This is a genomic window from Streptodolium elevatio (genome assembly GCF_040649515.1).
Classification (GTDB): Bacteria; Actinomycetota; Actinomycetes; order Streptomycetales; family Streptomycetaceae; genus Yinghuangia; species Yinghuangia elevatio.
The window spans coordinates 1-12871 of the sequence record NZ_JBEZFP010000202.1; the positions used below are offsets into that span (position 1 = coordinate 1).

Genomic DNA, 12871 nt, shown 5'->3' on the forward strand with positions numbered 1-12871 from the left:
CCGGAGGAGAACTCCGGGGGCCGCCGCTTTGTGTCTGTGTCTTGAGCCGGTGTGAGCGGTTGTGTCAGTGCGAGTCGGTCTCGTGCAAGTGCGGCTCGTGCGAATGAGTCGCGCGCGACTTGTCGCCTGTGCCGTCGTACGGCGTCATCCGCCGCGCTTCGCCCGCTCCCCGCCGCCGACCACGTCCCGCACCGCGGCCTCGATCGCCGCCGCGTCGATCCCCGCGTCCGCGAGCTGCTCGTCCGGTGCCGCCGACCCCGGCATGTGCCGGACCGCCAGCCGTACGAGCCGCGGCGGGGTCCCCTCGCCGACGCCGCCGGCCCCGTCCTCCGCGGCCTCCGTCCGCGCGAACACCTCGGCCACCGCGTCCCCGAGCCCGCCCTCGGGCCGGTGGTCCTCGACGGTGACCAGGCAGCCGGTCGCCGCCGCGGCCTCGCGCAGCGCGGCCGCGTCGATCGGCTTCACCGAGTACGCGTCGATCACCCGAACCGGTACACCCTGCTCGGCGAGCCGGTCGGCGGCCTTCAGCGCCTCGTGCACGGTGATCCCGGCCGCGACGAGCGTGGCCCGGTCGGCGTCGCCCGAGCGGAGCAGCTTGCTGCCCCCGATCACGAAGTCCTCGTCCGGCCCGTACACCACCGGCGTCTCGCCGCGCGTGGTCCGCAGGTAGCGGATGCCGGTCCCGTCGGCCATCTCCGCGACGAGCCGGGCGGTCTGGTTGGCGTCGCACGGGTACAGCACGGTGCTGCCGTGCAGCGTGCGGAACATCGCCAGGTCCTCCAGGCCCATCTGGGACGGCCCGTCCTGCCCGATCGACGTTCCGGCGTGCGAGCCGACCATGCACAGGTCGGCGCGGCCGATGGCGGCCATGCGCAGGAAGTCGTGCGCCCGGGTCAGGAACGCCGCGAAGGTCGCCGCGTACGGCACCCAGCCCCGCGACTGCGCGGCGACCGCGGAGGACACGAGCTGCTGCTCGGCGATGTAGCACTCGAGGAAGCGCTCGGGGTGCCGCTCGGCGAACGGCTGGAGCCCGGTGGAGTCGCCGACCTCGCCGTCGATGGCGATCACGTCGCCGCGAGCGCTGCCGAGCGCGGCCAGGGCGGCGCCGAAGGCCTTGCGCGTCGGGACGCTCTCGCCGATCTCGAACGTCGGCAGCCCGGCGTCCTTGTCCCGGTCCGCGTCCCGGTCGCCGGGACGCGGCACCGCGTGCATGCGCACCGGCGGCCGCGTGCGTACGGTCACCCGTTCGCGCGGCTCGCCGCCGAGGGCCGCGATCGCCAGGTCGGGCTGCGGTACGGGCTTGCCGTGCGCGCCCTCGCGGTTCTCGACCTCGGGGACGCCGCGGCCCTTGAGCGTCCGCGCGATGATCGCCGTCGGGCGGCCGAGGGTGTCCTCGGCATTGACGAACGCGTCGTCGATCGCGGTCGTGTCGTGGCCGTCGATGGCCCGGGTGTGCCAGCCGAAGGCGTTGAACCGGTTGGTGTACGCGTCGAGGTCCCAGCCGTGCCGGGTCGGGCCGCGCTGGCCCAGCCGGTTCGCGTCCACCACCAGGACCAGGTTGTCGAGCCGGTGGAATCCGGCGAACTCGGCCGCCTCCCAGACAGAGCCCTCGGCCAGTTCGCCGTCCCCGCTCAGCACCCAGACGCGGGGGACGCCCTCGGACGAGGACGACGAGGACGACGCGGACGACGAGGAGGCGCCGGAGCGGTGGGAACCGTCCGAGCCGTCGGACCCCGCCGAGCCCCCGGGGCCGCCGGACCCGGACGGGCGTTCGAGGCGGGCCATCGCCCAGGCGAGGCCGGCGCCGAGCGGCAGCCCCTGGCCGAGTGAGCCGGTCGCGAAGTCGACCCACGGGAGGCGGCGCGGCGTCGGATGGCCCTCGAGGCGGCTGCCGCGGCGTCGGAAGCTCTGCAGTTCGTCGTCGTCGATCGCGCCGACGGCCCGGTACATGGCGTACAGGAGCGGAGTGGCGTGGCCCTTGGAGAAGATCAGCCGGTCGTTGCCCGGATGGGCCGGGTCGTCGAAGTCGAAGCGCAGGTGGCGCCCGAGCAGCACGGCCATCAGGTCGGCGGCGGACAGCGACGAGGTGGGGTGGCCGGAGCCGGCCGCGGTGGAGGACCGGACCGCGTCGATGCGCAGCTCGCGAGCGAGTTCGTCCATCTGGGTGTCACGTGCGTCGAACGTGCGGTCGGGCATGGGGAGAGTCCTTCCGTACGGCAAGCGTGTGGCCTGCCGCGCCGCTGCCCCTGTCGTCTCTCCCGAAACCGGCCCGGGACCCGCAAATCACGCCCGAGGAGGCGTTCGCCGGTCCCGGGCGCCACCCGTGCGCCACCGCGTCCGCCGGTGTGGGACCCGTGTTGTTGTGCCGCGCTCACCGCCGGCGGATCGCCGCCTCGGAAGCGGGCCTACTCGCCCTTCCACACGGGCGGCCGTTTCTCGGCGAACGCGATCGCCCCTTCGCGGGCGTCCGCGGACGTGAAGATCGGGCCGACGATCGCCTGCTGGCGGGCGAACGCCTCGTCCGCGGGCCAGTCGGCGGAGGAGACGACGACCTCCTTCGTGGCCGCGACCGCCAGCGGCCCGTTGGCGGCGATCCGGGCCGCCAGTTCACGCGCGGCCGCGAGCGCGCCGCCGGTCGCCGTGAGGCGGTTGACCAGGCCGTACCGGTGGGCCTCCGCCGCGGTCAGCGGGTCGCCGGTGAGCGCCAGTTCCATGGCGATCTGGTACGGGATCCGCCGCGGCAGCCGCATCAGTCCGCCGGCCCCCGCGACGAGACCCCGCTTGACCTCGGGAATGCCGAACTTGGCGTCCTCGGCCGCCACGACCATGTCGCAGGCGAGGGCGATCTCGCAGCCGCCCGCCAGCGCGTACCCCTCGACCGCGGCGATCACCGGCTTGCGCGGCGGCCGGCTCGTGATGCCGGCGAAGCCGCGTTTCGGGTGCAGGGCGTTGTCGCCCGCGACGAAGGCCTTGAGGTCCATGCCCGCGCAGAAAGTCCCGCCCGCGCCGGTGACGATGGCGACCGAGAGGTCCTTGCGGGACTCGAACTCGTCCACGGCGGCGGCGATTCCGTCGCTCACCGCGCGGTTGACGGCGTTGCGGGCCTGGGGGCGGTTGATCGTGACGAGCATGACGCCGTCGGTGTGCTCGACCAGTACCTCGTCGGACATGCGAAGCCTCTCGTGAGTCGGGGGTGCCGGGGCGAGGGGAGCCGGGGGAGGGGAGCGGGGGCGAGGGGAGCGGGGCGCGGGGTGTCGCGGCGCCCGGCGCCCGGTGGGGGCGGTGCGGGGGGGGGCAAGCCCGCGGATCAGCCGCGGATCGGTCGCGGATCAGCGCGGCGCCATGCGTATCGCCCCGTCGAGGCGCAGGGTCTCACCGTTGATGTAGCCGTTCTCGATGATGAACTGGGCCGTCTGGCCGTACTCGTCGGGTGTGCCGAAGCGGCGCGGGTTGGGCACGCTCGCGGCCAGCGAGTCGCGGATGTCGTCGCGCAGCAGGTCGAACAGCGGGGTGTCCATCAGCCCCGGCGCGATGGTGTTGACGCGGATGTTGCGGCCGGCCAGGTCGCGGGCCGCGCAGACGGTCATGGCGACCACGCCGCCCTTGGACGCGCTGTACGCGATCTGGCCGATCTGCCCCTCGAACGCCGCGACCGACGCGGTGAGCACCACCACGCCGCGCTCGCCGTCCACCGGTTCGCCGGCCGCCATGGCCGCCGCCCCCAGCCGCAGCATGTTGTACGAACCGATCAGGTTCACCCGGATGACCTGCTCGAACGCCGCCAGTTCCCCCGGGTTCCCGGCGCGGTCCACGACCCGGATCGCGCTGCCGATGCCCGCGCAGTGCACCACGGCGCGCAGCGGGCCCGCCTCGCCCGCCGCGTCGATCGCGGCCTGGACCTGATCGGGATCGGTGACGTCGGCCGGCACGAACCGTGCGCCGTCCCCGAGTTCGGCGGCGACCTTGTCGCCCGCGGACTGCGGGAGGTCGACGATGACGACGTGTGCCCCGGCCCGCACGAGCCGCTTGACGGTACCCAGTCCCAGGCCGGACGCGCCGCCGGTCACGAGTGCCGAGATGCCTTCGATGCGCATGGAGAACTCCCGCTTCGGGCAGGCGCGCCCGCCAACTGCCGTACGGGCGCGGCACGCTGCGACGTAATGAACGCTCGTTAAGCTAAGGCGCCGGGAAGGGGAAGGCAAGAGCGCGAGCCACGGCGGACGGCCCTGCGCGGCGTGCGCCGGCAGGGGCCGTGTCTAGGTGTACGCGCCGGTGATCTATACAGAAGAGAAGGAAAGTCCAGGCGAGAGGGAGGTGTCCGTGGCACCGCAACGACCGCTGCCGCCGGTCGAGGAGGTGCGGCCGGGGCTGTGGAGCGTGCCCGTGCCGCTGCCCGGACTCCCGCGCTACGTGGTCGTCTACGTCTTGGAGACCCCGCGCGGGCCGTACGTCATCGACAGTGGCTGGGACAACGACGACAGTTACGCGGGCCTCGCGCGCGGCCTCGCGCAACTGGGCACCTCCATCGCGGAGATCCGCGGCGTCGTCGTCACGCACGCGCACTTCGACCACTACGGCCTGGCCGGGCGCATCCGCGCGGAATCGGGTGCCTGGGTGTCCCTCCACCCGCTGGACGCCGAGGTCCTCACCCTGTGGGAGACCGACGCGGCGCAGCGGCACGTGGACATCCTCGCCGCCGCCGGCGCCCCCGACGCCGTCGTCGAGGCCGCCGCGCAACTGGCCCGCCCCGGCCGACGCGTCGAACTGCCGCGCCCCGACCTGCTCCTGGAGGACGGCGAACGCCCGCCCGTACCCGGCTGGAACCTCCGCGCGGTGTGGACGCCCGGGCACTCGCCCGGCCACCTGTGCTTCTGGGACGAGGACCGCGAACTGCTGTTCTCCGGGGACCACGTCCTGCCGCGCTTCCCCGTCGGCATGCACGACGCGGGCTACCACGGCGATCCGCTGACCGACTTCCTGGGCGCGCTCGACCGCCTCGAAGAACTGGACCCCGACGAGGTGCTGCCCGCACACGAGCACCGGTTCACCGACCTGGCCCCGCGCCTCGCCGCCCTGCGCGAGCACCACGAAGGCAAGTTGGCGCAGGCGATGGGCGCGGTGCGCGACGGCGCGTCGACGGCTTGGGAGGTGGCGTCGCGGACGACCCGCCGCCCGCTGGAATCCGTGTCCGGGTTCCCGCTGCAGTCCCTGCTGGTGGATACGACGGCGTGCCTCAACGCGCTGCGCACACGCGGGGAACTGCGCGGCGAACCGCCCCGGCGAGGACGTCCGGCCCGCTGGTTCCCGACGGCCTGACGGCGGAAAACCGGTGGCACGCGAAGTCTTCGCCGCCTACAGTCCCTCTGTCGGACGCGCCCGTGTCCCGACGGACCCGGCTCGCCCGAGCCCCGAGCACCGGAGGTGTTGATGACCCGGCCCGCGCCGAGCGCGCCTCACCGCGGTACGGACGCACGCGTCCGCTGACCACCGCTCCGCCCCGACCATCTCCGGCCCGTGAGGCCCCGCTCGGCCTGCTCCTGCTGCCCCGCACCATCTCAGCCAGGAGTACCGGGTGTCCGACAACACCACGCGCGAGGACCGCCTCGTGCGCACCGACGTGCCGAGCGACAACGCCGTGCACGACGACTTCGCCTGCCCGCACTGCGGGCTGACCCTCCGCGGCGCCGCCCCCGACGGCGGACCGCGCACCCACTGCCCGAGTTGCCTGCACGCACGGCACGGTGCCGCCCGCGACTGCGGCCGCCGGATGGCGCCCATCTCGATCGCGGTCTCCCGCGACGGCGCCTGGACGCTGATCCACCGCTGCACAGGATGCCGCGAACTGACGGCCAGCCGGGTCCGGGACGACGACAACCAGCTGCTCCTGATGCGTACCGCGGTACGCCCGCTGGCCCAGCCGCCGTTCCCCCTCGACGCCTTCGGCGACCTGTGAGGGGATGACAACGTGCCACGCAGGAACTCCAGTCCGGGAACGCGGACCGCCAAGCGCCGCAAAGCCGTTCGGCCGCCCGGCGGCGAACGCGGCGACAGCTTCCGCTGTGTCGGCTGCCGACTCGACGTACCGCTGCACGCACCGGGGACGGCGCATCGCAACCACTGCCCGCACTGCCTGGCGAGCCGTCACGTCGACGGACGCACGCCGGGCGACCGGTCCGCGGTGTGCCGCGCCCCGATGGCGGCGCTGACGGTCGGCGTCCGCGACGACGGCGAGTGGATGCTCGTCCATCAATGCCGCGGCTGCGGCACCCTCCGCGCCAACCGCATCGCGGGGGACGACAACCCCGTGGCCCTGATGCGGCTGGCCGTGCGGCCGCTGGCCGGGCCGCACTTCTCCGTCCGGGCGCGGTCGGTGTGCCGATCGCCGCGCGGGGACCGATGAGTTTCCGGACGCACAGCGGTCTGCACTCGTGCAGCACTTCCGACCGCACATCTCGTACGAGGGGACCCCCGACGATGGGCAAGACGATCTCGAAGGACGGCACGGTCATCGGGTACGACAGGACCGGCCGCGGCGACCCGGTGATCCTCATCGGCGGGGCGCTGTGCGACCGCCAGGTGCACAGCGGCCTCGCCGCGTTCCTCGCGCCGCACTTCACCGTGTTCAACTACGACCGGCGCGGGCGCGGCGAGAGCGGCGACGCGCCGCCCTACGCGGTGCGGCGGGAGATCGAGGACATCGCGGCGCTGATCGCCGAAGCGGGCGGCAGCGCCGCCTTGTACGGGATCTCCTCAGGCGGCGCGCTCGCCCTGGAGGCGACCGCGGCGGGCCTGCCGGTCACGCGTGTTGCTGCGTACGAACCGCCGTACCTCACCGCCGCGGCGGACCTCGAGGCGAACACGCGGACCACCGATCCGGTGCCGGGCCTGATCCGCGAGGGCCGGGCGGAGGAGGCGCTCGAGCACTTCCTCCGCGCGACCGGCATGCCGCGCGAGGCGGTCGCGGAGATGCGGACGACCCCGGCGTGGCCCGCGCTGGTCGCCGTCGCGCCCACACTGGTCCAGGACTTCGCCGTCATGGGCGACGGCTCGGTGCCGGTCGAACGCTTCGCCGGGATCCGGGTGCCCGCGATGCTGCTGGACGGCTCCGCGGGCATGGCGTTCATGCACGACGCCGCGCTCGCCGTCGCGGCGGCGATCGAGGGCGCCCGCAACGTGACCCTCGCGGACCAGACGCACGAGGTATCGGTCGACGCGCTGGGTCCGGTGCTCATCGAGTTCTTCGCGGAGCCGTAGCATCGGGCGCAGGCCACGATCCGGGAGGCGCGCATGGTCCGCTCAGGCGGCGACTTCGACGTCGTGGTGGTCGGCGGCGGACACAACGGCCTCGTCGCCGCCGCGTACCTCGCCCGGGCGGGGCGCTCGGTGGCCGTGCTGGAGCGCCGAGCCGAGACCGGCGGTGCGGCGGTGTCCGACAGGCCGTTCGACGGGATCGACGTGCGGCTGTCGCGGTACGCCTACCTGGTCAGCCTGTTCCCCCGGAAGATCGCCGACGACCTCGGACTGCCGCTGGTGCTGCGGCGGCGCCGGATCGGGTCGTACACGCCGCGCGGCGGCGACGGCCTGCTCGTCGACGCGGAGGACCCGGAGCGTACGCGCGCCGCCCTCACGCGCGTCGCCGGTCGCCGGGACGCCGACGCGTGGGAGGCGTGGGGGCGGACCACGGCCCGCCTCGCCGCCCGGGTCTTCCCGACGCTGACGGAACCCCTGCGCCCGCCCGACGAGTTCCGTCGCATCGTGGACGACCCGCGGGTGTGGGAGGCGGTGTTCGCGACGCCGCTGTCCGACGCCGTGGAGGCCGCCTTCGAGGACGACACCGTTCGAGGGGTCGTGGCGACCGACGCCCTGATCGGCACGTTCGCCCCGATGGACGACCGGCTCATGCGCCAGAACCGCTGCTTCCTCTACCACGTCATCGGCGGCGGCACGGGCGACTGGGACGTCCCCGTCGGCGGCATGGGAGCCGTGACACGCACCCTCGCCGAGGCCGCCCGCGGTGCCGGCGCCGACCTGCGCACGGGCACGGACGTCACCTCGGTCAGCCCGGACGGCGAGGTCACCTACGTCGCCGACGGCACCGAACTGCGCGTCACCGGACGCCACATCGTCGCCGCGGTGGCACCGGACACGCTCGAACGCCTGCTGGGCGGCACTCCCGAAGGGCCCGCCCCGGAGGGCTCGCAGCTCAAGGTCAACATGGTGCTCGCCCGGCTGCCGAGGCTGCGCGATCCACACGTCGACCCGGCCGACGCCTTCGCTGGGACCTTCCACATCAACGAGGGCTACCGGCAGTTGGCCGCCGCCTATGCGGAGGCCGAGGCCGGCCGCATTCCGTCGCTGCCGCCTGCCGAGGTCTACTGCCACACCTTGACCGACCCGACGATCCTCGGCCCGGCGGAACGCGCGGCGGGCGTGCACACATTGACACTGTTCGGCCTGCACATGCCCGCGCGTTTGTTCGCCGCCGACAACGACGGTGCCCGCGCGGCCGCGCTCAAGGCGACGCTCGCGTCCCTGGACAGCGTGCTCGCCGAGCCGATCGAGGACTGCCTGCTGCGCACCTCGGACGGGCGGCCGTGCGTCGAGGCGCGGACGCCCGTCGATCTGCAGGCCGAACTCGGTCTGCCCGCCGGACACATCTTCCACCGCGACCTCGCGTGGCTGTTCGCCGAGGACACGGACCAGGCCGGGACCTGGGGGGTGGAGACCCGGTACGAGCGCATCGTCCTCGGGGGCGCCGGGGCCCGGCGCGGCGGCGGGGTCAGCGGCATCCCCGGCCACAACGCCGCGATGGCCGTGCTGTCGCGCACCTGACGCCCCTGGCCCTGACCTGACGCCCCTGGCCCTGAACGTCTGGTCCTGAACGTCCCCGTATTTGGCGCGGCCGCGTGTTTCCGGTCGAAAGCGCGGGGCAGCGGATCGGTGCACCGCGAACGACGGCTCGGAAGTGCATTTGCCCCGCGCCGGATTCGCGGTGGTCGCGGCGGCCACCGCGGTGGTCGAGGTGTCCGCCGCCGTGCGCGCCGGCCGGGTGACGTGTGGGCCCCCGGCCGGGCGCGGACCGGTCACGGGCCGGTCAGGGGAAGGGAGTCGGGTCTGGTCGCCGTGGGGGGCGGCCGGGCCCGGTTCCCCTTCGACCCGATCCTCCTTGCCGCCAGGTTCCCTTCGGCCGGGTTCCTCTTCGGCCGGGTTCCCCTTCCCCCGAGTTGCCCTTCCCCCCTGTTCCTCCACTCCGGGTCCCCCGCCCCCGGTGACCGTGCCCGATTCGCTGTCTTGTCGATTCGTGTATTTTCCCGGGCGTTTCGCGCCGCCTGGAGTGTGAGGGGTCTCCCGCTGTCGTCGTCTCATCGCGTTCCGCCATACTGCTGCGCGGAATTGACCCCCCGGCGAGATGAAGGACAGATCCTTGACGCACGTTCCACCGCCGTGGCCGCCTGCTCAGCCTCCCGGGGCGACGGGCCAATTCCCCTTCCAGCCGGGCGCGTACGCGCCGCACCCCGCGCCGCACCCGTCCGCGCCCTCGTCGGCACCGCCGCCCGGTCCCGGAGCCGGCGGACCGCAGGGTCGGCCGCCCCGGACCGTCGGCACCGTCGCCGGCAAGGTGCTCGCGTACCTGATCAACCCCAAGGGCGCGGCCCAGCGTGCGCTGAAGCCGCAGAACCGGCTGGCCCCGCCCGACCCGCGCATCGACCAGCTGGGCCTGATCCGCACGCTGATCGGGATGGCGGTCGTCGTGTGGGTCGCGGTGAAGTACGACAGCGTCGAGGGCGACAAGGTCTTCAGTGAGGCGATCCTGCACGTCACGATCTCCGTCGTGGTGGCGATGGTCGCCGTTCCGCTCTGTGCGCTGGCCTTCGTACTGCTCTCGCACGACAACGTCCGCCGGGAGACGCGCCGGGCGATGCGCTATCCGATGACCTCGATGGCCTGGTTCCTCGGGGCGGGCGGCATCCTCGCGGCGGTGGCCGCGAGCGGACTCGTCGAGGCCAAGCCGGACCACCCCGCCATGTGGGTTCTCCTGCTGCTGGGCCTGGCCGGCTTCATCTGGACCGGCTTCTTCGCGATCTTCGCCTTCTTCCTGGTCCCGCGGCACCTCTTCGCGGCGGCGGACGGGCACCTGCTGATGCCCAGCCTGCTCGCGCCGACGCTGTCCTGGGCGGTCGCCGCCGTCGACTTCGCGTCTCCCGGCAACAACCGGGTGCCCGCGGTGGTCGCCATCGTCGTGACGCTCGGCGGGCCGGTCACCATCACCGCTCTGTCGGTGTGGGAGGCCAAGCGGGTCCGCGAGCTGTACGGGGTGACCTTCCGCGGCGGGCCGTGGCCCGCCCGCGTACCGGCGCACGCGGTGCAGGCGGCCCAGCTGAGGGCCCAGCGCCAGGCGTCCCGGGCCGCGGTGGTGACCGGATTCGCGAGCGGCGGTCTCCTCGGCTGGCTCCCGCGGCAGGTGGCCCGTGCGGCGTCCGGGTCATGGGCGGGGCCGACCGGCGGCAGCGGCGGCGGCGGCATGGCCGGATACCAGCCCGGCTACGTCGGGGTGCGCCCGTTCCCGCATGTGGCCCACGTGGTCGGGGTGCTCTTCACCTGCGGGTTCTGGAGCCTGGGTTACCTGACCTCGTACCTGCGCTGGAAGCGGCGCAACGCCGCGGCCCTTCGCAACTACGGCGGTGCCCCCGGCGGCGGGCCCGGCTGGTACTGACGGGCCGCTCCGGTGCCCGGGCCGGGCGTCAGAGTCCCAGCCCGACCCAGAAGCGTGCGAGCTGGTCGAAGACCAGCACGGCGACGGCGCCGGACGCGCACACCACCGTGGTGACGAGTCCGGCCGCGCCCCAGGCGCGGTCGGCTCGCGCGGACGTCTCGTCGCGGGCGGCCGGCAGAAACAGCGACAACCCCAGCGCGCCGCCCAGGACCGCGGCGACGATCCCGAGGCCGAACCAGACCACCGACCCGCCCTCGCCGCCGGGCACGCCCTCCCACAGCATGGCCATGCCGCCGAGCCCGAGGCCCCAGGCGAGGAGCAGGGTGAGCGCGCGGACCGGGAGCGCGACGAGGGCGGGGGAGGACAACCACGTCAGGCTTCGGCGCATCGCCTCGGTCACCGGGCCTCCAAGGTGTCTGGCAAGAGCGGCTGCCAAGGGCGTCTGGCAGGAGCGTCCGGCAGCAGCGTCTGGCAGCAGCGTCTGTCGAGAATGTCTATTTGGAGCTGAGTCGTCATGATTTGACGGCACTCCTTTCGACGCTAGAGCCGACTTCGGCGAGTGGCAGCCCGGCGCATCCGAAGGAGTGACAAACCCTTCTGTTGCCCAAATATGGACAACACGGAACGTATGGTGATTTGCCTTCCCGGGCTGTCAAGACGATTTCGAAACTTTTTGGGTAAGCGGACCGTCACGCTCACTCTGCGACATATCCGCATGTCATCCCGGCAGGCAGGAATGGCCGTCATGCGGCTTCACGGACTTGACGCGGCCTTTATCCGGCTGGAAACGCACCTCGCGAGTTGTGGTCGCACGAACGTTCTGTCTAGCGTCACCCCCGGTTTCGCCGCCCAGGCGTGGCCCGCCGACCGGAACGCCGAATCCCGTCCCCGGTCCCGGCGATGATGCACGACATCCGGACGGGAGCGGGGGAACCAGGTGGTACGCCGTACCCGGACATCCGGGTCCGGCTCGGGGTGAAGCCGCGCAGCGCGCGGCCGGGCCGCTCCGGTCCGAATCCGACAGCTCACCTCGCAGGCGGCAGGAGAGGAACGACTTCATGCTGTCTGCCCACAGCGTTCGCTGCCTGGTGGCCGCCGCCGGTATAGCCGGCCTCGGGGCCACGCTCACCGCGACCGCCGCCCACGCCGCGCCCGCCGCCCCCGCCTTCCCGCAGAACGCCCCGGTCTCGGCGCCGGACGACGCGGCCGCCCCCACGCCGGACATCACCGTCACCCCCGCACCCGCCGCCGCCCCGGCCGCGCCCGCCGCCCCGCTCGCCACGTACACCGTGGTCGCCGGCGACACCCTCTCGGAGATCGCCCAGGCGAAGGACATCCCGGGCAACTGGCAGGCGCTGTACGACATCAACCGGGACCAGCTGCCCCGCGGCGCCGACTGGATCGACATCGGCCAGGTCCTCAAGCTCGCGGGTGTCACGCAGGACGCCGCGCCGCAAAAGCCGGCCGCCGCGCCGAGCGCCCCGAGCACGTCGACCACCGAGAAGACGTCCACCAGGACCGCCCCGAAGCCCTCGACGAACACCAAGCCGCAGAGCTCGTCGTCGAAGCTCACCGTCGATGCCCCCGCGAAGGCCCCGACCCGGTCCACGAACCAGGACACCTCGGGCACCACCGCCAAGACCACGACCACGCCCAAGACGACGACGCAGCAATCGACGGGCAGCACCGTCACCGCACCGTCGTCCGGCAAGGCCGCCACCGCCATCGCGTTCGCGAAGGCGCAGCTCGGCAAGCCGTACGTCTACGGCGCCGCGGGCCCGGACGCGTACGACTGCTCCGGCCTGGTCCAGGCCGCGTGGAAGGCGGCCGGCGTGTCGCTGCCGCGCGTCACCAACGCGCAGTTCGCAGCCGGCAACAAGGTCTCGGTCTCCAACCTGCAGCCCGGTGACCTGGTCTTCTACTACTCGGGCATCAGCCACGTCGGCATGTACCTGGGCGACGGCAAGATCATCCACGCGCCGAACTCGCGCAGCGTCGTCAAGATCGTCGACGTCGACTCGATGCCGATCGCCGGAGCCACGCGCCCCGCGTAACCCCGCCCCCTCGGTGGCACACCCGGCGGCCCGACCGCCGGAGACACAACCCCCGACCGGCCCCGGGGGGGGGGGGGGGGGGCGTTGGAAGAGGGAAGGGTCC

Annotated in this window: 11 protein-coding genes and 1 riboswitch; of the genes, 7 read left to right on the forward strand and 4 right to left on the reverse strand. The window is 73.4% G+C overall.

The window, feature by feature from the left end:
* Window positions 1-144: 144 nt before the first annotated feature.
* The 3 genes from AB0C36_RS40700 to AB0C36_RS40710 form a co-directional block, all read right to left on the reverse strand.
* Window positions 145-2196: a transketolase gene (locus AB0C36_RS40700; RefSeq protein ID WP_358364209.1), complete on the reverse strand. Its 2052-nt coding sequence runs from the start codon at window positions 2194-2196 to the stop codon at window positions 145-147.
* 209 nt (window positions 2197-2405) lie between these two features.
* Window positions 2406-3170 (reverse strand): crotonase/enoyl-CoA hydratase family protein, encoded by a 765-nt coding sequence (locus AB0C36_RS40705; protein WP_358364211.1) that lies wholly within the window; start codon window positions 3168-3170, stop codon window positions 2406-2408.
* 159 nt (window positions 3171-3329) lie between these two features.
* A complete protein-coding gene (locus AB0C36_RS40710; protein WP_358364213.1) occupies window positions 3330-4094 on the reverse strand; it encodes an SDR family NAD(P)-dependent oxidoreductase in 765 nt (254 codons plus the stop codon).
* Window positions 4095-4320: 226 nt separating this feature from the next.
* Between AB0C36_RS40710 and AB0C36_RS40715 the strand changes: the two genes are divergently transcribed.
* From AB0C36_RS40715 to AB0C36_RS40740, 6 genes are all read left to right on the forward strand, one after another.
* Window positions 4321-5316, forward strand: coding sequence for an MBL fold metallo-hydrolase (locus tag AB0C36_RS40715; RefSeq protein WP_358364216.1), 996 nt, complete (start codon window positions 4321-4323; stop codon window positions 5314-5316).
* 301 nt (window positions 5317-5617) lie between these two features.
* The gene (locus AB0C36_RS40720; RefSeq protein ID WP_435839219.1) at window positions 5618-5953 is read left to right on the forward strand and encodes an RNHCP domain-containing protein; all 336 of its coding nucleotides are present in this window, start codon (window positions 5618-5620) and stop codon (window positions 5951-5953) included.
* A gap of 12 nt (window positions 5954-5965) precedes the next feature.
* Window positions 5966-6400 carry an RNHCP domain-containing protein gene (locus AB0C36_RS40725; protein WP_358364220.1) on the forward strand — a complete coding sequence of 145 codons (435 nt, stop codon included), beginning with the start codon at window positions 5966-5968 and terminating at the stop codon, window positions 6398-6400.
* 74 nt (window positions 6401-6474) lie between these two features.
* Window positions 6475-7254 (forward strand): alpha/beta fold hydrolase, encoded by a 780-nt coding sequence (locus AB0C36_RS40730; RefSeq protein WP_358364223.1) that lies wholly within the window; start codon window positions 6475-6477, stop codon window positions 7252-7254.
* A gap of 33 nt (window positions 7255-7287) precedes the next feature.
* The gene (locus AB0C36_RS40735) at window positions 7288-8832 is read left to right on the forward strand and encodes a phytoene desaturase family protein (RefSeq protein ID WP_358364225.1); all 1545 of its coding nucleotides are present in this window, start codon (window positions 7288-7290) and stop codon (window positions 8830-8832) included.
* Between the two features lie 592 nt (window positions 8833-9424).
* Complete coding sequence (locus AB0C36_RS40740; RefSeq protein WP_358364227.1) at window positions 9425-10714, forward strand: hypothetical protein; 1290 nt, start codon at window positions 9425-9427, stop codon at window positions 10712-10714.
* A 28-nt stretch (window positions 10715-10742) separates the two neighbouring features.
* Here the strand turns inward: AB0C36_RS40740 and AB0C36_RS40745 are convergent, their stop codons facing one another.
* Window positions 10743-11114 carry a hypothetical protein gene (locus AB0C36_RS40745; protein WP_358364230.1) on the reverse strand — a complete coding sequence of 124 codons (372 nt, stop codon included), beginning with the start codon at window positions 11112-11114 and terminating at the stop codon, window positions 10743-10745.
* A 463-nt stretch (window positions 11115-11577) separates the two neighbouring features.
* Window positions 11578-11767, forward strand: a riboswitch (cyclic di-AMP (ydaO/yuaA leader).
* A gap of 5 nt (window positions 11768-11772) precedes the next feature.
* On the opposite strand from AB0C36_RS40745, the gene AB0C36_RS40750 reads away from it, so the two are divergent.
* Window positions 11773-12768, forward strand: coding sequence for a C40 family peptidase (locus AB0C36_RS40750; protein ID WP_358364233.1), 996 nt, complete (start codon window positions 11773-11775; stop codon window positions 12766-12768).
* Window positions 12769-12871: the final 103 nt, after the last annotated feature.

Bases quoted from the DNA above. Each gene is read 5' to 3' on its own strand.
- AB0C36_RS40700 (WP_358364209.1), bottom strand. From the start codon at position 2,196: ATGCCCGACCGCACGTTCGACGCACGTGACACCCAGATGGACGAACTC.
- AB0C36_RS40705 (WP_358364211.1), bottom strand. From the start codon at position 3,170: ATGTCCGACGAGGTACTGGTCGAGCACACCGACGGCGTCATGCTCGTC.
- AB0C36_RS40710 (WP_358364213.1), bottom strand. From the start codon at position 4,094: ATGCGCATCGAAGGCATCTCGGCACTCGTGACCGGCGGCGCGTCCGGC.
- AB0C36_RS40730 (WP_358364223.1), top strand. From the start codon at position 6,475: ATGGGCAAGACGATCTCGAAGGACGGCACGGTCATCGGGTACGACAGG.
- AB0C36_RS40735 (WP_358364225.1), top strand. From the start codon at position 7,288: ATGGTCCGCTCAGGCGGCGACTTCGACGTCGTGGTGGTCGGCGGCGGA.
- AB0C36_RS40750 (WP_358364233.1), top strand. From the start codon at position 11,773: ATGCTGTCTGCCCACAGCGTTCGCTGCCTGGTGGCCGCCGCCGGTATA.